Origin of the sequence: Bacillus sp. AK25 (genome assembly GCF_048270685.1) — a bacterium.
Taxonomy (GTDB): Bacteria; Bacillota; Bacilli; order Bacillales; family Bacillaceae; genus Bacillus; species Bacillus altitudinis.
The window spans coordinates 3,244,892-3,265,452 of sequence record NZ_JBLUWC010000001.1; the positions used below are offsets into that span (position 1 = coordinate 3,244,892).

The 20,561-nt window shown below is 40.5% G+C and carries 22 protein-coding genes and 1 pseudogene; 15 read left to right on the top strand and 8 right to left on the bottom strand.

Annotated elements, in window-relative coordinates; all coding sequences use genetic code 11:
• The first annotated feature begins 155 nt into the window (after positions 1–155).
• Positions 156–1,211, top strand: coding sequence for a tetratricopeptide repeat protein (locus ACNO7B_RS16805; protein WP_410684295.1), 1,056 nt, complete (start codon positions 156–158; stop codon positions 1,209–1,211).
• 14 nt (positions 1,212–1,225) lie between these two features.
• On the opposite strand, the gene ACNO7B_RS16810 is transcribed toward ACNO7B_RS16805, so the two are convergent.
• From ACNO7B_RS16810 to spoIIID, 4 genes are all read right to left on the bottom strand, one after another.
• Positions 1,226–2,044 carry a flagellar hook-basal body protein gene (locus ACNO7B_RS16810; protein WP_007497568.1) on the bottom strand — a complete coding sequence of 273 codons (819 nt, stop codon included), beginning with the start codon at positions 2,042–2,044 and terminating at the stop codon, positions 1,226–1,228.
• 29 nt (positions 2,045–2,073) lie between these two features.
• Entirely contained in the window at positions 2,074–2,913 is an 840-nt protein-coding gene (locus ACNO7B_RS16815; protein WP_417901731.1) for a flagellar hook-basal body protein, read from the bottom strand.
• A 134-nt stretch (positions 2,914–3,047) separates the two neighbouring features.
• Positions 3,048–4,049 carry a cell shape-determining protein Mbl gene (gene mbl, locus ACNO7B_RS16820; RefSeq protein ID WP_007497573.1) on the bottom strand — a complete coding sequence of 334 codons (1,002 nt, stop codon included), beginning with the start codon at positions 4,047–4,049 and terminating at the stop codon, positions 3,048–3,050.
• A gap of 185 nt (positions 4,050–4,234) precedes the next feature.
• Entirely contained in the window at positions 4,235–4,513 is a 279-nt protein-coding gene (gene spoIIID, locus ACNO7B_RS16825) for a sporulation transcriptional regulator SpoIIID (protein WP_008343327.1), read from the bottom strand.
• Positions 4,514–4,859: 346 nt separating this feature from the next.
• On the opposite strand from spoIIID, the gene ACNO7B_RS16830 reads away from it, so the two are divergent.
• The 3 genes from ACNO7B_RS16830 to ACNO7B_RS16840 all read left to right on the top strand — a co-directional run bounded on the left by ACNO7B_RS16830 (position 4,860) and on the right by ACNO7B_RS16840 (position 7,185).
• Entirely contained in the window at positions 4,860–5,273 is a 414-nt protein-coding gene (locus ACNO7B_RS16830; RefSeq protein ID WP_026050165.1) for a MarR family winged helix-turn-helix transcriptional regulator, read from the top strand.
• Positions 5,274–5,288: 15 nt separating this feature from the next.
• Positions 5,289–6,476 carry an MFS transporter gene (locus tag ACNO7B_RS16835; RefSeq protein WP_007497577.1) on the top strand — a complete coding sequence of 396 codons (1,188 nt, stop codon included), beginning with the start codon at positions 5,289–5,291 and terminating at the stop codon, positions 6,474–6,476.
• A gap of 109 nt (positions 6,477–6,585) precedes the next feature.
• Complete coding sequence (locus ACNO7B_RS16840; protein WP_008343330.1) at positions 6,586–7,185, top strand: undecaprenyl-diphosphatase; 600 nt, start codon at positions 6,586–6,588, stop codon at positions 7,183–7,185.
• A gap of 33 nt (positions 7,186–7,218) precedes the next feature.
• On the opposite strand, the gene ACNO7B_RS16845 is transcribed toward ACNO7B_RS16840, so the two are convergent.
• Entirely contained in the window at positions 7,219–8,610 is a 1,392-nt protein-coding gene (locus ACNO7B_RS16845; RefSeq protein ID WP_144625606.1) for an MFS transporter, read from the bottom strand.
• Positions 8,611–8,786: 176 nt separating this feature from the next.
• Between ACNO7B_RS16845 and ACNO7B_RS16850 the strand changes: the two are divergent.
• From ACNO7B_RS16850 to ACNO7B_RS16870, 5 genes and pseudogenes are all read left to right on the top strand, one after another.
• A pseudogene (locus ACNO7B_RS16850) lies at positions 8,787–9,675 on the top strand (transporter substrate-binding domain-containing protein).
• A gap of 41 nt (positions 9,676–9,716) precedes the next feature.
• Positions 9,717–10,394 carry an amino acid ABC transporter permease gene (locus tag ACNO7B_RS16855; protein ID WP_081832172.1) on the top strand — a complete coding sequence of 226 codons (678 nt, stop codon included), beginning with the start codon at positions 9,717–9,719 and terminating at the stop codon, positions 10,392–10,394.
• Between the two features lie 10 nt (positions 10,395–10,404).
• On the top strand, positions 10,405–11,145 hold the full coding sequence (locus ACNO7B_RS16860) for an amino acid ABC transporter ATP-binding protein (protein ID WP_035389775.1): 741 nt from the start codon (positions 10,405–10,407) through the stop codon (positions 11,143–11,145).
• A gap of 193 nt (positions 11,146–11,338) precedes the next feature.
• The gene (locus ACNO7B_RS16865) at positions 11,339–12,547 is read left to right on the top strand and encodes an ammonium transporter (protein ID WP_035389777.1); all 1,209 of its coding nucleotides are present in this window, start codon (positions 11,339–11,341) and stop codon (positions 12,545–12,547) included.
• A gap of 19 nt (positions 12,548–12,566) precedes the next feature.
• Positions 12,567–12,914 (top strand): P-II family nitrogen regulator, encoded by a 348-nt coding sequence (locus tag ACNO7B_RS16870; RefSeq protein ID WP_007497589.1) that lies wholly within the window; start codon positions 12,567–12,569, stop codon positions 12,912–12,914.
• Positions 12,915–13,000: 86 nt separating this feature from the next.
• Here ACNO7B_RS16870 and ACNO7B_RS16875 read toward each other — a convergent pair whose 3' ends face one another.
• Positions 13,001–13,897, bottom strand: a complete 897-nt coding sequence (locus tag ACNO7B_RS16875) for a peptidoglycan DD-metalloendopeptidase family protein (RefSeq protein ID WP_039165313.1) — start codon at positions 13,895–13,897, stop codon at positions 13,001–13,003.
• A 127-nt stretch (positions 13,898–14,024) separates the two neighbouring features.
• Here ACNO7B_RS16875 and ACNO7B_RS16880 point away from each other — a divergent pair, with 127 nt between their 5' ends.
• From ACNO7B_RS16880 to rpsN, 5 genes are all read left to right on the top strand, one after another.
• A complete protein-coding gene (locus ACNO7B_RS16880) occupies positions 14,025–14,522 on the top strand; it encodes a GNAT family N-acetyltransferase (protein WP_008343345.1) in 498 nt (165 codons plus the stop codon).
• 228 nt (positions 14,523–14,750) lie between these two features.
• Entirely contained in the window at positions 14,751–15,173 is a 423-nt protein-coding gene (locus ACNO7B_RS16885; RefSeq protein WP_007497598.1) for a DUF5362 family protein, read from the top strand.
• Between the two features lie 140 nt (positions 15,174–15,313).
• Complete coding sequence (gene rpmG / locus ACNO7B_RS16890; protein ID WP_003214771.1) at positions 15,314–15,463, top strand: 50S ribosomal protein L33; 150 nt, start codon at positions 15,314–15,316, stop codon at positions 15,461–15,463.
• Positions 15,464–15,543: 80 nt separating this feature from the next.
• On the top strand, positions 15,544–16,740 hold the full coding sequence (locus ACNO7B_RS16895; protein WP_008343361.1) for a GTP-binding protein: 1,197 nt from the start codon (positions 15,544–15,546) through the stop codon (positions 16,738–16,740).
• Positions 16,741–16,756: 16 nt separating this feature from the next.
• Positions 16,757–17,026: a 30S ribosomal protein S14 gene (gene rpsN, locus ACNO7B_RS16900; RefSeq protein ID WP_008343369.1), complete on the top strand. Its 270-nt coding sequence runs from the start codon at positions 16,757–16,759 to the stop codon at positions 17,024–17,026.
• A 254-nt stretch (positions 17,027–17,280) separates the two neighbouring features.
• Here the strand turns inward: rpsN and moaA are convergent, their stop codons facing one another.
• On the bottom strand, positions 17,281–18,288 hold the full coding sequence (gene moaA / locus ACNO7B_RS16905; RefSeq protein WP_410684288.1) for a GTP 3',8-cyclase MoaA: 1,008 nt from the start codon (positions 18,286–18,288) through the stop codon (positions 17,281–17,283).
• A 10-nt stretch (positions 18,289–18,298) separates the two neighbouring features.
• The gene (fdhD, locus tag ACNO7B_RS16910; RefSeq protein ID WP_410684286.1) at positions 18,299–19,087 is read right to left on the bottom strand and encodes a formate dehydrogenase accessory sulfurtransferase FdhD; all 789 of its coding nucleotides are present in this window, start codon (positions 19,085–19,087) and stop codon (positions 18,299–18,301) included.
• A gap of 134 nt (positions 19,088–19,221) precedes the next feature.
• Here fdhD and ACNO7B_RS16915 point away from each other — a divergent pair, with 134 nt between their 5' ends.
• Positions 19,222–20,487 (top strand): OFA family MFS transporter, encoded by a 1,266-nt coding sequence (locus tag ACNO7B_RS16915; RefSeq protein WP_417901732.1) that lies wholly within the window; start codon positions 19,222–19,224, stop codon positions 20,485–20,487.
• Positions 20,488–20,561 lie beyond the last annotated feature (74 nt).

The following is a 20,561-nucleotide window of genomic DNA, read 5'->3' on the forward strand; positions in this document are numbered from 1 at the left end:
GAATGCAATCATTTTTCAACGTCCAGCCAACATTTATGGTAAAAAATAGAATCTATCATTACCTATTGTCATGAAATATAATCCACTCTACACTCATCGTTTTTTCACAAATATGGTAATATATATTACATCATTGATTGAATAAGAGGGTAAAAATGAATTTTATAAGCGATAAATCCATTAAAAAACTTCTCCATTCGTGGTATACAATGCTAAAACATCGACATTTTTCGAAGGCTGAAGAGATCAAAACGTCCTTAACCAAATATAAACGTAGATTATCAAAGAAACAGGAGCTTCATTTACATTATCAGCTTATACTTTTTCGGCACCAGCTCTGGATGAACCAAACAGAAGACTTAGAAAAACTGAAGCATGAACTCTTGCTCCACAAAGATCAAATGAACGATCAACTACAATATTATTTTTACTTTTTTCTCGGTTTATACGAATCTTTAAAGAGCGATCAAAATGATGCCATTCATTATCTTGAAAAAGCAGAAGAAAAACTTCCCCTGCTAGACGATGAGCTAGAGGAAGCGGAGTTTCATTTCCGTACAAGTGGTGTTTATTATAACAACCGCTATTCACTGTTATCCATTCGACATGTTGAAAAAGCCATGGATATCTTTGCAAAGCACGGGGATATCCACAGCATTTATCGGTGCAAAATTGTGCTCGCACTTAACTTTAGTGATCAAAAAAAATATGAAGAAGCAGAAGCTATTTTTATTGAAATTATCGAATACGTGAAAATGATTGATGACCAAGAACTGCTTGGTATCGTGTATTATGACGCTGGTTTTATCAAGTCGAGACAGAATCGTCATAAGGAAGCACTAGAATACTTTAAAAAAGCACTTCGGCTCCCAGCATACCGGAAATCTGCCCACTCCTATGTATCGTGTCTCTATGAAACTGTGCGTTCCTGCTTTAAAGAGAATTTAACTGATGAAGGAATGAAGTATATTCAAAAAGGGCTAAAAGAAGCCGTTGATGCCCAATTTGATCTATTAAGAATCAAGTTCCAAATTTTATTCCTTCTCTACAGCCAAACGCCCAAGGCAGATGAGCAGATTGCTACACTCGTCACATGTCTTGAACGAAAAGAAGCCTGGATTGATCTTGAAGATCTGCTTGCAGATGTCTCAGATTTTTATAAAAAAAAGGGCGACTTTGAGCGAGCCGCCTTTTTTATCATGAGAGGCTGACATACGCCTGCTCATTATCGAATGGTATTAATGAGTCCTAGCATTTGATCGCCCATCGTAATGGTTCTTGAGTTCATCTGATACGAACGCTGTGTTGTCATGAGGTCTGTTAATTCTTTAGACATGTCTACATTCGACGTTTCAAGTGCACCTTGCTGAAGTTGAATGGCCTGACGGTTTGCCCCATTCAGTGCCGTTAAAGCGCCTTGATAGTTGCCGTCGACTGAGAACAAATTTTCTCCTTCAGAGATGAGTGCTGAAGAATTATTCACTTGAACAACCCCAAGATTCACCTGCTGATTCGGTTGATTGCCTCGAGATATAGCTGTAAGCCGGCCATTTTTATCGATAGAAATATCACGGAAATTCGCATTTAAGACAATCTCATTCCCGTTTTCGTCAAGAATCGGATGACCTTCGCTTGTCACCAGCTGGACTTGATTCCGATTATTTCCTGGCTGTAAATAAAGAGAGCCATCTCTTGTATACCGGATGTTACCGCCAGCATTAACCTGCAAATACTGAGATGGCGCACCAAATGCAACATCAAGGTCACGGCCTGTTTCTTTAATAGATCCTTGCAATGAGTTAATGGATGCATTGACCATCGTTCCAGTTCCAAGCCTTAAACCAGCAGGTGTCAGACGACTGTTTGCCACCTGCTCATTTTTTTCATCTACCTGATTAAACTGTTGTCTGACCAGCTCTGAAAAACGAGTGTTTTTCGCACGATACCCTGTTGTTTCACTGTTTGCAATGTTATTACTAATGATATCAAGCTGCTTTTGCACCTCGTTCATTGACACAGCTGCATTGATCATCGTTCTAAGCATGAGAATCCTCCTCTCTCTTCATTTTTTCATTAATACACTCTTCCGATTTCGTTCACTGCTTTTTCTAAACTCTTATCATATGCCTGAACCACTTTTTGGTTTGTTTCAAATGCGCGGTAGGCTGTTGTCATTTCTGTATATGATTTCGTCACATCAACGTTCGACAGCTCTGATACACCTTGGCTTAATGTATAGGACATTTGACCGTTATTGACCGCACTTGGAAGAGGTTGGTTATCAGCTGTACGGTATAAATCATTTCCTTCACGCGCAAGGTTTCTTGTATCCATTGCAATACGTACATCAATTTGTCCAAGGTTTTGTCCGTTTTCACTCACGGTTCCATCTGCGTTCACTTTGAAATTCTCACTTTGAACGGTAATCGGCTGACCCGTCACAGAAAGAAGGGCACGTCCATTGATCGTCAACTGATTTTGATCATTCAAAGTAATGGAACTGCTTTTCGTATAACGAACGCCTTCTGGTGTATTCACAGCATAAAAAAGCGCTGACTTTTGATTTGTCTCCGGGTTGATGGGTACATTATTTTCTACTAATGCGATATCCGTTGTTTGATCCGTTGTTTTTAATGTTCCTTGTGTAAATTGAGGAATTAATTCCTGCATGTATGTTCCCGTATTAATTCCGCCAATCGCCGTTTGCTGCGGGATACTAAAGCCTTTGCCTGAAGATGTTTGGAAACGCCCTGATTCCATTCGGCTTAGCAGCATTTCTGGAAATGCGCGCATGGCCCCTTCATCTGCTTTATAGCCTGGAGTATTCGCATTTGCGATATTATTTGAAAGCATTTCTGTCCGCCGCTCTTGAGCGATCATGGCAGATGTTGCGGTGTATAGTCCTTTTAACACGTGCTCACCTCATTCAAATTCTTTCACATGATCTAAAATCATCAGTACACAATCTTCTATGAAATATATCGGCATATTGGCAGGCTTCTTTAATAAAAATCCCCCATTCTTTCTAAAAAGAATGAGGGAAATCATTAGCTGAGTTTACGCTTTGGCAGCTTGTCCATATTATCAAGCATCACGCCAGTACCAACTGCTACACAATCCATTGGATTTTCTGCAACGAAAACTGGTACTTTCAGCTCTTCTGCAAGCAATTGATCAAGCCCGTTTAGAAGCGCTCCGCCACCAGTAATGATGACGCCGCGGTCAATGATATCAGCTGATAATTCAGGTGGTGTTCTTTCAAGAACTTGTTTCGCAGCCTGAACAATGGCAGATACAGATTCACGTAATGCTTCTTCTACTTCTTTGCTTGTGACGGTAATCGTTCTTGGTAATCCTGTCACCATGTCTCGTCCACGAATCGAGATCTCTTCGTGACGTGCGTCTGGGAATACCGTTGCAACTTGGATCTTAATGTCCTCTGCAGTTCGCTCACCGATCAACAGCTTGTACTCTTTTTTAATGTAGTTTAGAATTTCCAGGTCAAATTTGTCTCCAGCCATTTTAATAGAAGAGGCGGTTACAATGTCACCCATCGAGATGACAGCGATATCTGTCGTTCCGCCTCCAATATCTACGACCATGTTTCCACTTGGCTGAAAAATATCCATACCAGCACCAATTGCTGCTACTTTTGGCTCTTCTTCAAGAAATACATGCTTCCCGCCGCTTTTTTCAGCAGCTTCTTTGATTGCCTTCTGCTCAACAGATGTAATGTTTGTCGGGCAGCAGATGAGCATACGCGGCTTAGAGAACAGCCCTTTCACATTCAATTTGTTAATAAAATGCTTGAGCATCGCTTCAGTTACTTCAAAATCAGCAATTACGCCATCTTTTAATGGACGAATCGCAACAATATTCCCAGGCGTACGTCCAACCATACGTCTTGCTTCTTCTCCAACAGCTAATACTTTCCCGCTGTTTTTATCAAGAGCGACAACAGATGGTTCATTTAACACAATTCCTTTTCCTTTGACATGAATCAGTACATTTGCAGTACCAAGATCAATTCCAATATCCCTAGCAAACATCTATATATATCCTCCTTGAAAATCTGTTTCCATAGCAAATACCACATTCTGCCCTAATTATATATTCTATCATAATTTGCAGAAAAAAAGATATTTCTTTACAAAAGTCTTTACAAAATTTGTGGTTAGAAACTACCGATAAGAGGAAGATATATATATCATGTTTATGAACAAAGAACTAAAGCTTACTGTTTTACAGGCTCACCTTCTAAAATTTCTTCTTTTTTATACTTTAACTTTGTGGCTTCTCCCCCTCGCAGGTGGCGGATTGATTTATGATAATCCAGTATCTCCTTCACTTCGTTAGCCAGATCTGGATTAATTTCTGGCAGTCTTTCTGTTAGATCCTTGTGTACAGTACTTTTAGAGACTCCAAATTCTTTCGCAATTACACGAACGGTTTTCTTTGTCTCCACGATATACTTTCCTATCTTGATTGTTCGCTCTTTGATGTAATCGTGCACACCACTCGACCTCCCTAAAATGGATGTGAGAAGTGTGAAATGAGATCCGTATCAATATTATCCATTTTCAGCGGCGCTTGTTCGTCTTAATTTCTCATCCATTAGGTAGTAAATGCCAAACACGATCCCTCACCTCAAACACTCTCTTTGTCAGGTTTGTAACAGTGTATTAGCATTGCATAGGGAATATGCTAAAAATGAAGATGGGACAAGGGATTTATCAGAAAAGACAAAACAAAAATCATTTCGAGTGGCGAAAATTTTCACTTTACAAGCATCGGTGTAACACGTAAAATAGGAAAGGTGAATTTATTTACCTAGATAAATAATGAATAAAGGTGAGCCTATGGATACGTTAAACAGAGAGTGTTTACATCAAATACATCAAAGCGCGCGGCTGCTGTCTAAAAAAGCGAACGAAGCGCTTGCTGCTTATGACTTGTACATGTCCCAGTGGACTGTACTTTTTTGTTTGGATACATTCGGCCCTAAAACGCAAAAAGACATTTGGACCTATTTGAACGTCGAAGCACCGACGATTACAAGAACCGTGACGCGTCTAGAAGCAAACGGCTGGGTGAAACGAGTCCAAGGAAAAGACAAACGTGAGAATCTCATCGTCATGACAGACGATGCAAAAGCAAAGTTTAAAAAAATCAAACAGACGATGGAACAATTTGAAGAAGAATGTCTTTCAGATTTTACCTACGAAGAAAAACAACTCCTCCATACACTTTTACACAAATTATCAACTGAATAGGAAGTGACATACACCATGAACGAACGCATTTGGACAAAAGACTTTATCATGATTGTCCTGGTGAATTTATTTACATTCACCTCTTTTTATGCCCTTTTGACACTACTCCCCATTTACACAATGGATGAATTAAATGGAACAGAATCACAGGGCGGCCTCCTTGTGACGGTCTTCTTATTATCAGCAATTGTGACAAGACCATTTTCAGGGGCCATTATTGAGAAATTCGGCAAGAAACGCATGGCGATTTTTTCTTCAACGGCTTTTGCCCTGCTCACTTATTTATACATTCCAATTGATCAATTCCAAACACTTCTCATGCTGCGTTTCGTGCAAGGAATCTTCTTCAGCATTTTGACAACCGTAGCAAGTGCCATTGCTGCTGATATGATTCCGAAACATAAACGAGGAGAGGGTCTTGGATACTTTGTCATGTCGATGAACCTTGCCGTGGTCATCGGTCCGTTTATCGCACTGAATCAAGTCGGAAAAGTAGGATTCCATTCTTTATTTCTGCTCTTTTCCATCATCGTCTCCATCGGCGCAGCTTTCACGATGCTGATTAGACAACCAGAGCCTGAAAACGGCGGAAGTGTCATCTTTCGATTCACTTTTTCTCACCTGTTTGAAAAAGGTGCTTTAAAAACGGCAGCAGTTGGAATCATTATCTCCTTCTGTTACTCGCCGATCATTTCATTTATTTCAGTCTATGCCAATTCCCTGAACCTAATGGGTGCAAGCAGTTATTTCTTCATTGTTTTTGCAGCTGCGATGCTTGGATCACGTCCATTTACAGGCAGACTATTTGACCGAGTCGGGCCTCATATAGTGATCTACCCATCGATTGCTCTCTTTGCGATTGGTTTATGGATGCTGACCGCTACCCAAACAGCCACCATGCTTCTTTTATCCGGCGCTGTCATCGGCCTTGGCTACGGCTCTTTGGTGCCATGTCTACAAACACTTGCGATACAGCACTCACCAGCACACCGTACAGGCTACGCCACAGCAACTTTCTTTACCCTGTATGATACGGGGATTGCCGCTGGATCATTTGTCTTCGGACTGCTTGTCAGCTTCACAGATTTTTCAAATGTATATCTCATTGCTGGCGTTGTCGTGTTACTCAGCATGGGCGTTTTTTATTGGAGCGAACGAAAACCGCAAGAAGCAAAAGCACAAAAGGTTTCCCTATCAGAATAGGATACTGTTTTAAACTTCACTGAAAACATGCTAAAATATAGGATATTTCAAATGAACAGATAGGTCTTTTGAAAAATAGTTGGCGTTAAGCGAAAGTATAGGTGATGTTTTGAATTACGAATTGTTTAAAGTCATACACGGGATGGCTCATCATTCTGAGTTTTTAGATCAGGCCATGATTTTCATTACGAAAAAGGCCATTCTCGTATATGCCCTCGTCTTATTGATTTGCTGGTTTTTAGGTAATCACAAATTTAAGAAGCATGTCTTCTTTTCTGGTGTAACAGGCATCGTGGCACTCATCGTCAATTTTGCTATTACGCTGTTTTATTATGAAGAGCGGCCGTTTGTGGCGCACAAAGTCGACACACTCATCCCGCACTCAGCAGACGCTTCCTTCCCAAGTGACCACACAACAGGTGCACTGGCTCTTTCACTAGCCATTCGATCCCGTAATAAAAAACTCGGCAATATTTTGCTTGTTTTTGGATTACTGACAGGGTTCTCCCGCATCTGGGTCGGTCATCATTATCCATTTGATGTATTAGGCAGCTTGATCGTATCGATTGTGGTTGTCTTTATCATGAATAAATTATGGAAGTTCTTTGACTCTCCAATTGACCGTATCGTGACATTTTACGAGAACATTGTGGGCAAAATTTTCAGAAGGAAGCAAAAGGACCAAGGATCAGACCTGTCCAACTCTTAAGCGGCTTGCGATAAAGTATGGAAGACCTCTCTTCTACTTTATCCCAGCCGCTTTTTTCATTGTTTGTTTTCCTCTGACCATACTCGAAAAATAAAGGCTGACGCTAATGCCGACAAGAGAAATCATGATCAATGTCCAGCCTAATTGGTCAAAATGAGAACCTGCAATTTCCTCACCAAACAGCATGCCAAGCACGGCAGATGACAGAATGGAACCAAGGTACCTGCATGTTTGAAAAAGCCCAGAGGTCGTGCCAATCATTTGTTGAGGGCTCGCTTTTAACATCGCAGCTTGAAGCGCAACATTTCCAATCCCGTAACTGAGTCCAAGCAAAGCAAGAACCAGTCCTTTCCCCCAGAATGGCGCAGGAATAAAAAAGAAAGTCATGGCGGAAGCGCCGGCCAGCATCAGCACAGCACTTGCCAAAACAGGGTGCCGTTCATCGCCGCGATCTACCCACTTGCCAGTCAGCGGCGATACCATAATGCTCACGCCAGACATGCAAAGCATAAAGAGACCCGTCATCTCCACACGCCAGCCCAATTCATCCTGAAAATAACTTGGCAAGCCAAAAAAGAGGCAATAGAAGAAAATATTCAAAATGATAAATTGCACATACACAAGCGAAAGCCGTTTCTCCTGCCTGAACATCCGAATTTGGATAAATGGCTCATCCACCTGATATTCCCACCATATAAAAGCACCTGCACTCACAAGACAGAGAATGCCCTGTACATACTGAATACCATCAGATAGTGATAATAAAAAAGAAAGCAAAAGGACAATACAAACTGTAAATAGAAACATCCCTGGCAAATCAAGCTTTCGGACAGTGTCTCCGATACGCAATTTTTTCTTTTTCTCCTTAGGAAACAAGGAAAGGCCTAGAAAAAAACTAATCAATATGAATGGCAGATTCACTAAAAAGATCGCCGGCCAGCTGCCGATTGTCATCAAAAACCCGCCAAGTGTCGGCCCGAGTGCTGTCATCGCTGAAGCAAAAATAGACAATACCGCTAAAGCAGAAGCTTGTCGTTCCTTCACATGATCCCGAATCAGTCCAACACCTGAAGGATAGATCGCACTGCTTCCAATCGCCTGAAGAAGCCGGATTACAATCAGCACCGCAAAAGTCGGGGCAAACGGCGCACAAATGGCTGAGACTGCCACTAGAACTAGTCCAAATAAAAATAAAGTTCTCCGGCTCATCACATGATCTCCAATTCGTCCACTCACCGGCTGCGTGACCGCGCTGGCCAAATAAAAGGTTGAAATGAGCCAAGATACCGTCGTAAACGACAAACCGAACTCATGCTGAATTTGATGCAAGGCTAAAGAAATCATTGAGGAATTCAATGGATTTAACATCGTGCCAAAAGCAATCGCCGTTAAAAAGACTTTTCTGTTGTTTTTCCATTTGATCATACACCCGCCCCCTTCTTTTGACATACACGTTCTTTGTCTATCTCCTCGTTATTATGAGATTCATTTCCCTTTTTTACCCTTAGCAATTCAAGTTCTCTCTCCGAAAAGCAAGACATACATTCTAAAAAGGGCAAGTGTTGGAAAAGCGCATATAAAATTGAGAATATGAGGAACAAATGGTAAGATGCTACACATATTTAAAAGCCTACTTTCTCCTTATACGGAGAACGGCTGAAAAGGAGGAGATAGCTTATTATTAAAAAAAGACGGTTTTGGGTCCCAGCCCTTTTCTCGGTTGCAGTATTACTTCTGTCTTCGTGCGGTTCAAATGAAACAAATGGGAACGGAGATAAACGTAATTCTACAGCGAAAGGGTCGCCGATTTTGGAGGATGGGAAATTTATTTTTGCAGCATCAGGTGAATTCCACCCATTCAGTTACATGGATGGAAACCAGATGTCCGGCTTTGATATTGATGTCGGCAATGCGATTAGTGACAAGATGGGCCTAGAGCCTGTACAGAAAAAATATAAATTCGCAGGCATCGTCGAAGGCGTCAAAGCAGGTAAATTTGATGCGGCCGTTGCAAGTCATACCATCAACGAGGAACGAAAAAAACACGTCCTTTTTTCTCAACCGTATTACTACTCCGGTCCGCAAATCTTCACAAGACCCGGCGCAGACATTCACAGTGCAGATGACTTAAAAGACAAAGAAATCGCTGTCTCTAAAGGTTCGTCCTATGCGGATATTGCCAAAGAACATAGCGGGCAGGAACCAAAATATTACGACAGTGATGTTGTCGCTTTAGAAGCACTAGCCAACGGCAAACACGATGCGGTCGTCACTGATTTTGCCACAGGTGCAGAAGCCATGAAGAAAAAACTTAAAATTGAAGCACAAGAAAGACTCGGGCAAAGTGAGCAAGCAATCGCTGTCTCTAAAGACAATAAAGAGCTCATAAAAGAAATCAACGATGCGATTGACGCACTTAGAAAAGACGGAACATTAAGACAAATTAGCGAAAAGTATTTTGACGAAGATATTACCGTCAAACAGGATTAAAACCACGATTGTGCGCCTTTCTCTAGGCGCACTTTCTTCAAATGGAGATGATTGTTTTGCCTACCTTATCACACTTTTTTCAAACGCTGATTGATTCTAGAGGCGTTTTCTTAGAAGGAATGCTGCTCACCTTACAACTCACTGTCATCAGTATTTTCATCGGCATGTTCATCGGGCTTTTCTTTGCCTTACTAAAAATATCCCACGTAGCCGTTTTCGGTTATATCGCAAATGCCTATATCTTCCTTGTACGCGGGACACCACTCATTGTGCAGATTTTTATCCTGTATTTTGGGCTGACAGAATTAAATATACCCGACTTTTGGGCAGCCTCTATTGCGCTTGCCTTCCATAACGGTGCCTATATAGCAGAAATATTTAGAGGTGCGATTCAATCAATCGATCAAGGTCAAAAAGAAGCAGGACGTTCTCTTGGCATGGGGCGATTTCTAACCATGAGACGTATCATTCTCCCGCAAGCGATGCGGCGTGCCCTCCCCCCTCTCGGCAATCAGTTTATTATCGGCTTAAAAGATTCATCACTTGCCGCCTTCATCAGCGTCAATGAACTCTTTAACATCGCCACCACTCAAGGTTCCAACAGTTTTGACAACATGACGTACTTACTTGTCGTGGCTGTCTATTACTTAGTTCTTGTCCTGCTGTTAACATTCGCTGTGCAAACCGTTGAGAAGAAACTTTCAGTCAGTGATCATTAGGAGGAGAAGCATGACAGAATCAAAAGAGATCATTCGTGTTGAAAAACTGAATAAATACTTTGGAGAGCTGCATGTCTTAAAAGATATCGATCTCACTGTATATGAAAATGATGTCGTCGTCTTAATTGGTGCAAGCGGCTCTGGGAAAAGCACCTTGCTCCGTTGTATGAATTTTTTAGAAATAAAAAATGACGGTCAGATCATCATTGATGGCAGTCCCGTTCATCCAAAACGAGATCAATTAAATGAAATGAGGCAGAAAATAGGCATGGTGTTTCAGCATTTTAATCTCTTCCCGCACAAAACCGTGCTTGAAAACATCATCGAAGCACCGGTCATGGTGAAAAAAACAAAGAAAGCACAAGCGATAACTGAAGCCAATATCTTATTAGAGAAAGTCGGACTAGCGGATAAAGCAAAAGTGTACCCTTCAAAGCTATCAGGCGGTCAAAAACAGCGCGTTGCCATCGCACGAGCTCTCGCCATGAAGCCCGATGTCATGTTATTTGACGAGCCTACTTCTGCGCTGGACCCAGAGCTTGTAGGCGAAGTGCTGCAAACCATGAAAAGTCTTGCCAAAGAAGGCATGACAATGGTCATCGTCACTCATGAAATGGGCTTCGCAAAAGAAGTAGCTGACCGAGTTGTTTATATGCATGAAGGACGAATCGTCGAACAAGGTACCCCATCAGAATTATTTGATTCTCCTCAAGAGGAGCGAACCAAATTGTTTCTCAGTTCGATTTTATAGGTCAAACGCCCTTTATTTTTCGTCGTTCATACACGTTTATTCTCATTTTTTACGAACTTTTCATCCATTTATATTGATAATGACCAAAAAACCATGTTAGATAAACTTACATGAATATGTTATATATGACTTTTCTCTCTATAATGAAGAATTAAGAAATCTATTAATTCTGAATGATTCGGGGGAATGCAGCATGCAAATGGGTGATACAGTATTTATGTTCTTCTGCGCACTACTCGTGTGGTTAATGACACCGGGTTTAGCCTTATTCTACGGAGGACTTGTGAGAAGTAAAAACGTGTTAAGTACGACAATGCACAGCTTAACCTCACTAGCCATTGTCTCTATCGTCTGGATCGTGTTTGGCTATTCACTGGCCTTTGCGCCAGGCAATGCATGGATCGGAGGCTTTGACTGGGTTGGACTAAAAGGCGTTGGCTTTGAACCTGGTTCATATAGTGATACGATTCCACATTCATTGTTCATGATGTTCCAAATGACCTTTGCCGTCCTCACAACAGCCATTATCTCTGGTGCCTTCGCTGAACGTATTCGTTACTCAGCGGTGGTCGTGTTTACACTCCTTTGGGTCACATTTGTATACGCTCCAGTCGCACACTGGGTATGGGGTGGCGGCTGGATTGGCGAAATGGGAGCACTTGACTTCGCCGGTGGAAACGTCGTCCACATATCATCCGGTGTGGCTGGTCTAGTCGTAGCCATTGTTCTCGGGAAGCGAAAAGAAGCGGCAAACTCTTCTCCGCATAACTTGATCTACACACTTCTTGGCGGAGCTGTGATTTGGTTTGGCTGGTTTGGGTTTAACGTAGGAAGTGCCCTCACATTAGATAGTGTCGCCATGTATGCCTTTATTAACACGAATACAGCAGCTGCTGCAGGAATCATCGGCTGGCTGTTAGTCGAATGGATGATCAACAAAAAACCAACGATGCTAGGTGCAATCTCTGGCGCCATTGCAGGCCTAGTAGCGATTACACCTGCCGCAGGTTTTGTCACACCATTCGCTTCGATCATCATCGGAATCATCGGCGGAATCGTTTGTTTCTGGGGCGTCTATTCACTCAAAGCCAAGTTCGGCTATGACGATGCACTGGATGCATTCGGTCTCCACGGAATCGGCGGTACGTGGGGAGGCATTGCTACAGGCCTTTTCGCCACTACATCTGTCAATGATGGCGGAGCCAACGGCTTATTTTACGGCGATCCAAGCTTACTTTGGAAACAAGTTGTCGCCATCGTGGCCACATACGTCTTTGTTGCAGTTGTCACATACGTGATCATCAAAGTCGTCAACATCTTCTTCAAGATCCGCGCAACTGAAGAAGAAGAATCAGTCGGTCTTGATTTAACGATGCACGGCGAAAAAGCATATCAAGATTAAAGAAAAAAGGGGTGTCTCTATGAGCAAAATGTATAAAGTGGAGATTGTCACACGTCCAGCTAATTTTGAAACATTAAAGGTGGAGCTTGGAAAGATTGGTGTCACCTCGATTACCTTTTCCAATGTGCACGGCTGCGGATTACAAAAAGGACATACGGAACTATACCGTGGCGTCAAAAAGGAAAGCAATGTGTACGAACGTTTAAAGATCGAAATCGTCTTAAGCAAAGTACCTGTTGAACAGGTCGTGGAAACGGCTCAAAAGGTACTTCGTACAGGAGAACCAGGGGATGGGAAGATTTTTATATATGAGATAGAAAATACAATCAACATTCGGACAGGTGAAGAAGGACCTGCCGCCTTATAGCATCCCCTCCGCCATATGGCGGAGGTTTTTTTAAAGACAGAAAAAAACCTCTGTGCATTTATCTACACAGAGGATCTGACATGACATTAAGATTGTTTTGTTTCTTCTGACTGACTGCGGTCTTTAGAGGAATCAGAAGACTTTTCTTGATCAGAGGATTTCCCCTTCTCATCAGACTTATCTTCAGACTTTTCTTCAGCCGGCTCTTTTGCCTTATCGTCAGCAGCAGGTTCCTTCGTTTTTTCATCAACTTTTGGCTGAGCAGGTTCTTTTGCTTCTTCCGTCACTTCTTGCGCTGCTTTTTCAATGGAAGAAACAGGCTTATCAATGAAGCTAAGTGGATTAAGCGCTAAACCTTCCATACGAATTTCAAAGTGAACATGGTTGCCGCTTTCAGCACCATATAGATTCTTACCAGAAGCACCGATGACATCATTCTGCTTTACTTCATCGCCTTCTTTTACACTCACTTGAGACAACGATTGATAAACAGTAGACAATCCATCTTCATGTTCAATTTCAACAACGTGACCGAGAACTGGATCTTTTTTCGCCTGAACGACTGTTCCACTAAGAGCAGCTGTGACATCAAACACTTTGCCATCTTTATCTGCAAGATCAATACCTTTGCTTAAGGTATAGGTGTTATTATAGTTTACAAGTGCTGCTTCTTTTTCTTTTTGATCAGCATCTGCTTCATAGAACTTTTTCACGACAGAAACATTCTCAGAATTCTGGACCGGCATAGCGACATTTTCAATTGGCTTTCCAACTTCAACGGCATCATCACGTTGTTCTTGTCCTGTTTGATTTCCATCAGATAGTTGGTCTTTCACATCTTTCGATACAGCTTGATACCAAAGAACGGCTGTTAACACGACCGCTGCGCTGACCAAGTAAATAGCAGGGAATACCCAGCGCTTACGGAAAAATTGCTGAACTTTTGTGATTTTGGAAGTACGTTTCTTTTCTTCCTCTCTCATTTTTCATCACCTCAGCAACATTCTGAACACTTTTCAAAAAATATATACACACGAAATCATTTTTCTTTTTATTTTGCGCAATCGCATCAATAATATGTATGATGAATGAAAAAAGATGGGGGTACATATGGTGAAAACTTTCAACCGCATGGCAACAGAAGATGACCTCAAAGAGATCGTCGATATCTACAATTCTACGATTGCTTCAAGAGAAGTAACGGCCGATACAGAACCTGTTACAGTAGAAGACCGCCGTCAGTGGTTTTTGAATCATTCAGAGAAACGTCCTCTCTATGTGAAAACAGATGAGGAAGGAAATATCTACGGCTGGCTCAGTTTTGAAACGTTTTACGGCAGACCCGCATACAACGGTACTGTTGAAATGAGTATTTACTTGAACCAAAACTATCGAGGAAAAGGTTTAGGGTCACTGTTCTTACAAGAGGCGCTCGAATTGGCACCCTCATTAGGCATCCGAACGTTACTTGCCTTTATTTTCGGCCACAACGAAGCCAGCATCAAATTATTTAAGAAGCACGGATTTGAGACTTGGGGACATTTACCACGCATCGCAGAAATGGACGGCAATCGGTACGACTTAGATATTTTAGGAAAAGAATTATAAACGGAGCGTCTCTTGAAGAAAGAGACGCTTTAGACTGTTAGCAAAGAGCTAAAATGAACTTTAATTTAGCCCTTTGTCTTCTTTTCAGATTGATAACTTGAAAATCATTTAATTATCATAAAAAGTAAATAAATGATAAAAAAAGATCAATTGATCAACATTCACTCTTCCTAAAGTACTACATGCTCCAGTATGATAAAGAATGAGTACATAAAGGAGTGAACACAATTGCAACAAACTGAGAAAATCATTCAATCTCTTCATTCAATAACAAAGTGGGGAAAGGTTGGGAGCATCTTTCTTTATATTTCAGGTGGTCTATCCATCCTCAGTGGGTTTTGGCTTGTTCTTCCTGCTGCCATTGGCGTTTTTCTGATTATGATGGGAATTCATGTCCAAAAATCCGTGAAAGCTGCTGAACAATTGATTCAAGCTCCTGATACTTCTTACGAAGAATTATTGGAACAATATGCTAAGATGATGAAAATGCAAACACTGTTTGCGATTTCAAGTATTGCCGCCGTTATTCTCTCATTCATCGCGATCGTTTTGATGTTTATACTAGGCGGGCTAGCCTTTCTCCAAGAGCTTCCTACCGATGTCCAACAGTACGAAGATTATTACGAAGAAGAACTTGGTGACTTTTATTAATAGAAAGGGGTATCAATGAAATACGATACCCCTTTTTTATTTGAGTTGGCATAGACTTGATACTAAACTTGACAATCAGCCTTTATCATTTTAAAATACAAATCGTAATCATTACGAAATAAAGGAGGATTATAGCAATTATGCGTGTGAAAATCACCTTAGCCTGTACTGAAACAGGTGACAGAAACTATATCACTACAAAAAATAAACGAACGAACCCAGACCGATTAGAGTTAAAAAAATATTCTCCACGATTAAAGAAATACACCCTTCATCGGGAAACAAAATAATTTTCAAGATTTAAATCGTAATCATTACTATATAAGTGAGGCGGCATACAAAATGAGCATGTTCAAGAGGACTAAAACAAATGGATAAAAGAATACCTGTCACAGTTTTAAGCGGTTTTTTAGGAGCTGGAAAAACCACGATATTAAATCATGTTCTACAGAATCGTAAAGGGCTAAAAGTAGCTGTTATTGTCAATGACATGAGTGAAATAAACATTGATGCGGAATTAGTTAAGCAAGGCGGCGAACTCTCTCGATCAGATGAGAAACTGGTTGAACTATCTAATGGTTGTATTTGTTGCACATTGAGAGAAGATTTATTAATTGAAGTAGAACGCCTTTGTAAGGCTGGGAATATCGATTATATTGTCATTGAATCTACAGGTATTAGTGAACCAATTCCTGTCGCTCAAACTTTCTCTTACATTGATGAAGAAATGGGCATAGATTTGACACGTTTTTGCAGATTAGACACGATGGTAACGGTGGTAGATGCAAACCGTTTCTGGACAGATTTCCAGTCAGGAGAAAGTTTATTGGATCGTAAAGAAGCAGTTTCAGATGATGATGAACGAGAGATTTCCGATTTACTTATTGATCAAATTGAATTTTGTGATGTGCTCATTATCAACAAATGTGATCTTGTATCAGCATCAGAACTAGATCGGCTTGAGCACGTGTTAACCAAACTTCAACCAGAAGCAGCCATTATTAGAACCTCTAAAGGTAACGTACAACCTAGTGATATTTTGAATACTGGTTTATTCGATTTTGAAAAATCTAGTGCTTCTGCGGGCTGGATCAAAGAAATCAATGCTGGACACTCTCAGCATACGCCTGAAACAGAAGAATACCAAATCTCATCTTTTGTTTATGAAAGAAGGCTTCCTTTTCATACTGGCAGACTGAATGCATGGTTAGATCAAATGCCAGAGCAAATCGTTCGAGCGAAAGGATTTACATGGCTAGCGACACATCATGATTTAACCATTTTAATTTCACAAGCCGGAAAATCTGTGGCAATTGAACCAATCGCATACTGGATTGCTGCCTTGCCTGAGCAAGAACGATCACGGATCTTAAATCAGGAACCAGAAATTCTAGATGAGTGGGATGCAGAGTTTGGTGATCGACATACAAAACTTGTCTTTATCGGTGTAGATTTACCTAAAGCAGATATTATTCGTACACTAGATCAATGCTTACTCACACCTGAAGAATTTGATCAAGATTGGACAACGTTTGAAGACCCCTTTCAATGGAACATACACACTTAAACCAGGAGGGTTTTAAATGGCAAAGAAATCAAAAATAGCAAAAGAAAAAAAGCGGCAGCAGCTCGTTTTGAAATATGCACAATTAAGGAAAGAGCTAAAAGAAAAAGGTGACTATGAAGCTTTGCAGAAACTACCTAGAGACTCTTCACCCACTCGCTTAAAAAACCGCTGTGAATTAACTGGTCGTCCTAGAGGTTACTTGAGAAAATTTAAAATGTCTCGAATTGCTTTTCGTGAGCTTGCCTATAAAGGACAGATTCCAGGAGTGAAAAAATCGAGTTGGTAAAGATTGATTTGATCTTAGCATAGTTCCTGTCAATGTAAAGCAGGACAAAATGAATAAAAATCTTTTTTTCATCCTTACTCCGTCAATTTTGAGGTACAAAATAGCATTTTAAAAAAACAGCAGAATCTCTGCTGTTTTTTTATGGGGATGAACTTATAGGAAAGATTGTCCTGATGTTAAAAGAAGATTTTCAACAGAGATTATAGCATTTTCTCTTCTTTTCAAAAATCGATGATCATGATACTTTGTTGTCATTACCCGCCGATGTAGGACATCTCAACTTTTTTCTGATCTTTCTTTTGCTCTCTCTCAGCTGAATATTGATCCTGTCTGTTTAACCAAAGTTCCTTCAATATGTTCACTAAATATTCATCATTTTCTGAATTACGGATGAATCGTCTCAGATCAAAACCCGCTGATGCAAAAAGACAGGTGAATAATTCGCCACGTGCAGATAGTCTAGCTCTATTACACGATCCACAAAAAGCATCTGAAACGGAAGAAATAATGCCAATCTCTCCTGACCCATCCTCATAAAAATAACGCTTGGCTACTTCCCCTTGATATCGAGGGGGTTCTGGTTTGATAGGGTATTTTGAATGAATTAGCTCCATAATCTCTTTTTTCGTCAATACATGCTTGAGATTCCATTTGTTCGTATTGCCAACATCCATGAATTCAATAAATCGTAGAATGTGTCCTTCTTTTTTAAAATAGGCTGCCATTGGTAAGATATCTTGATCATTCACACCTTTTTGGACAACCATATTGATCTTAATAGCAAGTCCAGCTTTTTTTGCAGCCTCTATCCCATCAAATACTTTTTGGATAGAAATTTGTCTTCCATTCATCTGCTTAAAACGATCTGGATTTAAAGAATCTAAACTAATGGTGACTCTATTCAGACCTGCTTTCTTTAGCTTATCTGCGTACAAAGGTAACAGCGTTCCATTGGTTGTCATCGCGATGTCTTCAATACCTGGAATTTTTGCGAGTTTTTCTATCAAAACGGGCAAATCTTTACGCATTAAAGGTTCACCGCCCGTAATACGTAATTTCACCACACCTAATTCCTTTGCAAAAAGCGCAGCAAGTCGTTCAATTTCCTCGAAGCTAAGCAGCTCTTCTTTATCTAAAAAAGGATAATCTGGTCCAAAGATTTCAGCAGGCATACAGTACGTACATCTAAAATTACAGCGATCTGTTACGGATATTCTTAAATCGCGCAATGGTCGATGTCTTTTATCCAAAATACTGACCATACTTAGCCTCCTATTCTGTAATACGCTGATGATGAGTATAGATATTAAAAGATTCTCCTCTTACGAATCCAACTGTTGTTATATTTAATTCTTCTGCCATTTTAAGTGCTAACTCAGTAGGAGCTGATTTTGATATGACGATTGATACTCCTAATTTTGCTGCCTTCAACAGAACTTCAGATGATATCCGGCCGCTAAATACAAGGATTTTATCTCTCAGTGGGATTTTATGAAGTAAACAATATCCATAGATTTTATCCAACGCATTATGCCGTCCTATATCCGTCCTAGTGATGAATAGCTTTTCTGTATCACACAGTCCAGCATTATGGACACCACCAGTATGTTGAAATAACTGACTTTCCTCCTGTAAACATTTCATTAAATGAATACAAGTTTCAGCAGAAATACTGATTCGGTCAATGGCTGTTTTTGCCGTCTTCACATCTTGGAGAAAATAAAAATGTCTTCCTTTCCCACAGCAAGATCCGATCACTCGTTTTGTAAAATCTGAGGATTGGAAATGAGTTGAGTGATGTAAGTCAACATATGCAAAACCCATACTTTCATCTATTGTAAACCTTTTAATCTCTTTTTCAAATCGAATGACTCCTTCTGAAGCTAAAAAACCGATCACCAATTCTTTCAAATGATCCGGTGAACAAACGAGTGTGACAAACTCTTCACCATTCACCAGCACGGTTAAAGGGAATTCTTCTACAACTTCATCTGTTTTACATGTCATTTGACCTCTGCGATATTGGTGTATGCGTCGTTTCGTTTTAACAGAAGGATTCATGATCTGATCTTCCTTTCAACACAAATTTAGTTATATGAACCAGACGAATTGTGATATTATTTTAAAAAGTCATAAAAATGTAACATATTTCTATCTTATCAAACTTTTTGTTTGCTTTATATGGAGGGAACACAATGAATAAAACAAAAAATCGTTGGCTGATCGCTACAAGTGCTGTGGGGATTCATTTATCTATCGGATCTGTTTATGCATGGAGTGTTTTTACGAATCCTTTACATCAAACCTTTCAATGGTCATTAACAGAAATAAGCCTGACATTTAGCATCGCTATTTTATTTTTAGGTTTATCGGCTGCCTTTATGGGGCATTTCGTTGAAAAGTATGGGCCGAGGGCATCAGGGCTCTTCTCAGCTATTTTCTTCGGCATTGGGATGACTGGATCAGGGTTTGCTGTCCACATGTCTTCATTACCTCTCCTCTATTTATTTTATGGTGTACTCGCTGGAATCGGATTAGGTGTAGGCTATATTGCTCCAGTATCAACATTAGTCAAATGGTTTCCAGATCGAAGAGGACTCGCAACGGGTTTAGCCATTATGGGTTTTGGGTTTGCTTCTCTGATTTGCAGTCCCATTATTCAATTTCTCATTGAAAAAGTTGATATTGCAAACACCTTCTATATTCTCGGAATCTCTTATTTTATCATCATGGTCGTTTCATCTCTTTATTTATCACCACCAACACCTGATGATGTCAAACAATTTAACGTGCTAAAAACAAGCCAAAGGAAAATTCCTCAAGATTTATCACAGCTCACCGCAAATGAAGCCATTAAAACACGGCGCTTTTATTATTTGTGGATCATGCTCTTTATCAATATCACATGCGGAATTGCTATTATTTCTGTAGCATCACCGCTTGCTCAAGAAAGTGTTGGTTTCACGGCCGGTGCAGCAGCTACTCTTGTTGGAATTTTAGGTGCTTTTAATGGGCTAGGACGGATCGGATGGGCATCCTTCTCTGATTATATCGGAAGGCCAAATACGTATACGATTTTCTTTACTATACAGCTCATTGCTTTTCCTTTAATTCCCTACTTAAAAGAACCGCTCATCTTTTCAATCGTGATGGCGATCATTTATACGTGCTACGGAGGAGGGTTTGCTTCAATTCCAGCCTATATCGGAGATTTATTTGGTACGAAGCAGCTAGGTGCCATACACGGTTATATTCTCACCGCTTGGGCCGCTGCTGGTTTAGCAGGACCTTTATTTTCCTCCTTTATTCGTGACATTACAGGCAATTACACACAAAGTCTCATGGTCTTCTCTGGCCTATTTTTCATTGCGTTTATCATATCTCTTCTCATTCGGAAGGATATTAAACAACTTCGTGAATCAAATCTTACTGCTCCTTCTTCTGTCACGGTCCGCTCTTAAGATGAATTTGACAGAATGACAATCTACAGGTAATTTTTAGATATGAAAACGCTTTACAAAGTGATAGGAGGGTG

Excerpts from the sequence above, each read along its gene's own strand:
- ACNO7B_RS16860 (WP_035389775.1), top strand. The coding sequence starts at position 10,405 with ATGACAGAATCAAAAGAGATCATTCGTGTTGAAAAACTGAATAAATAC.
- mbl (WP_007497573.1), bottom strand. The coding sequence starts at position 4,049 with ATGTTTGCTAGGGATATTGGAATTGATCTTGGTACTGCAAATGTACTG.
- ACNO7B_RS16830 (WP_026050165.1), top strand. The coding sequence starts at position 4,860 with ATGGATACGTTAAACAGAGAGTGTTTACATCAAATACATCAAAGCGCG.
- ACNO7B_RS16880 (WP_008343345.1), top strand. The coding sequence starts at position 14,025 with ATGGTGAAAACTTTCAACCGCATGGCAACAGAAGATGACCTCAAAGAG.
- ACNO7B_RS16870 (WP_007497589.1), top strand. The coding sequence starts at position 12,567 with ATGAGCAAAATGTATAAAGTGGAGATTGTCACACGTCCAGCTAATTTT.
- fdhD (WP_410684286.1), bottom strand. The coding sequence starts at position 19,087 with ATGAATCCTTCTGTTAAAACGAAACGACGCATACACCAATATCGCAGA.
- ACNO7B_RS16895 (WP_008343361.1), top strand. The coding sequence starts at position 15,544 with ATGGATAAAAGAATACCTGTCACAGTTTTAAGCGGTTTTTTAGGAGCT.
- ACNO7B_RS16805 (WP_410684295.1), top strand. The coding sequence starts at position 156 with ATGAATTTTATAAGCGATAAATCCATTAAAAAACTTCTCCATTCGTGG.
- ACNO7B_RS16810 (WP_007497568.1), bottom strand. The coding sequence starts at position 2,044 with ATGCTTAGAACGATGATCAATGCAGCTGTGTCAATGAACGAGGTGCAA.
- ACNO7B_RS16835 (WP_007497577.1), top strand. The coding sequence starts at position 5,289 with ATGAACGAACGCATTTGGACAAAAGACTTTATCATGATTGTCCTGGTG.
- rpsN (WP_008343369.1), top strand. The coding sequence starts at position 16,757 with ATGGCAAAGAAATCAAAAATAGCAAAAGAAAAAAAGCGGCAGCAGCTC.
- rpmG (WP_003214771.1), top strand. The coding sequence starts at position 15,314 with ATGCGTGTGAAAATCACCTTAGCCTGTACTGAAACAGGTGACAGAAAC.
- ACNO7B_RS16915 (WP_417901732.1), top strand. The coding sequence starts at position 19,222 with ATGAATAAAACAAAAAATCGTTGGCTGATCGCTACAAGTGCTGTGGGG.
- ACNO7B_RS16875 (WP_039165313.1), bottom strand. The coding sequence starts at position 13,897 with ATGAGAGAGGAAGAAAAGAAACGTACTTCCAAAATCACAAAAGTTCAG.
- ACNO7B_RS16855 (WP_081832172.1), top strand. The coding sequence starts at position 9,717 with ATGGAGATGATTGTTTTGCCTACCTTATCACACTTTTTTCAAACGCTG.
- moaA (WP_410684288.1), bottom strand. The coding sequence starts at position 18,288 with ATGGTCAGTATTTTGGATAAAAGACATCGACCATTGCGCGATTTAAGA.
- ACNO7B_RS16865 (WP_035389777.1), top strand. The coding sequence starts at position 11,339 with ATGCAAATGGGTGATACAGTATTTATGTTCTTCTGCGCACTACTCGTG.
- ACNO7B_RS16845 (WP_144625606.1), bottom strand. The coding sequence starts at position 8,610 with ATGATCAAATGGAAAAACAACAGAAAAGTCTTTTTAACGGCGATTGCT.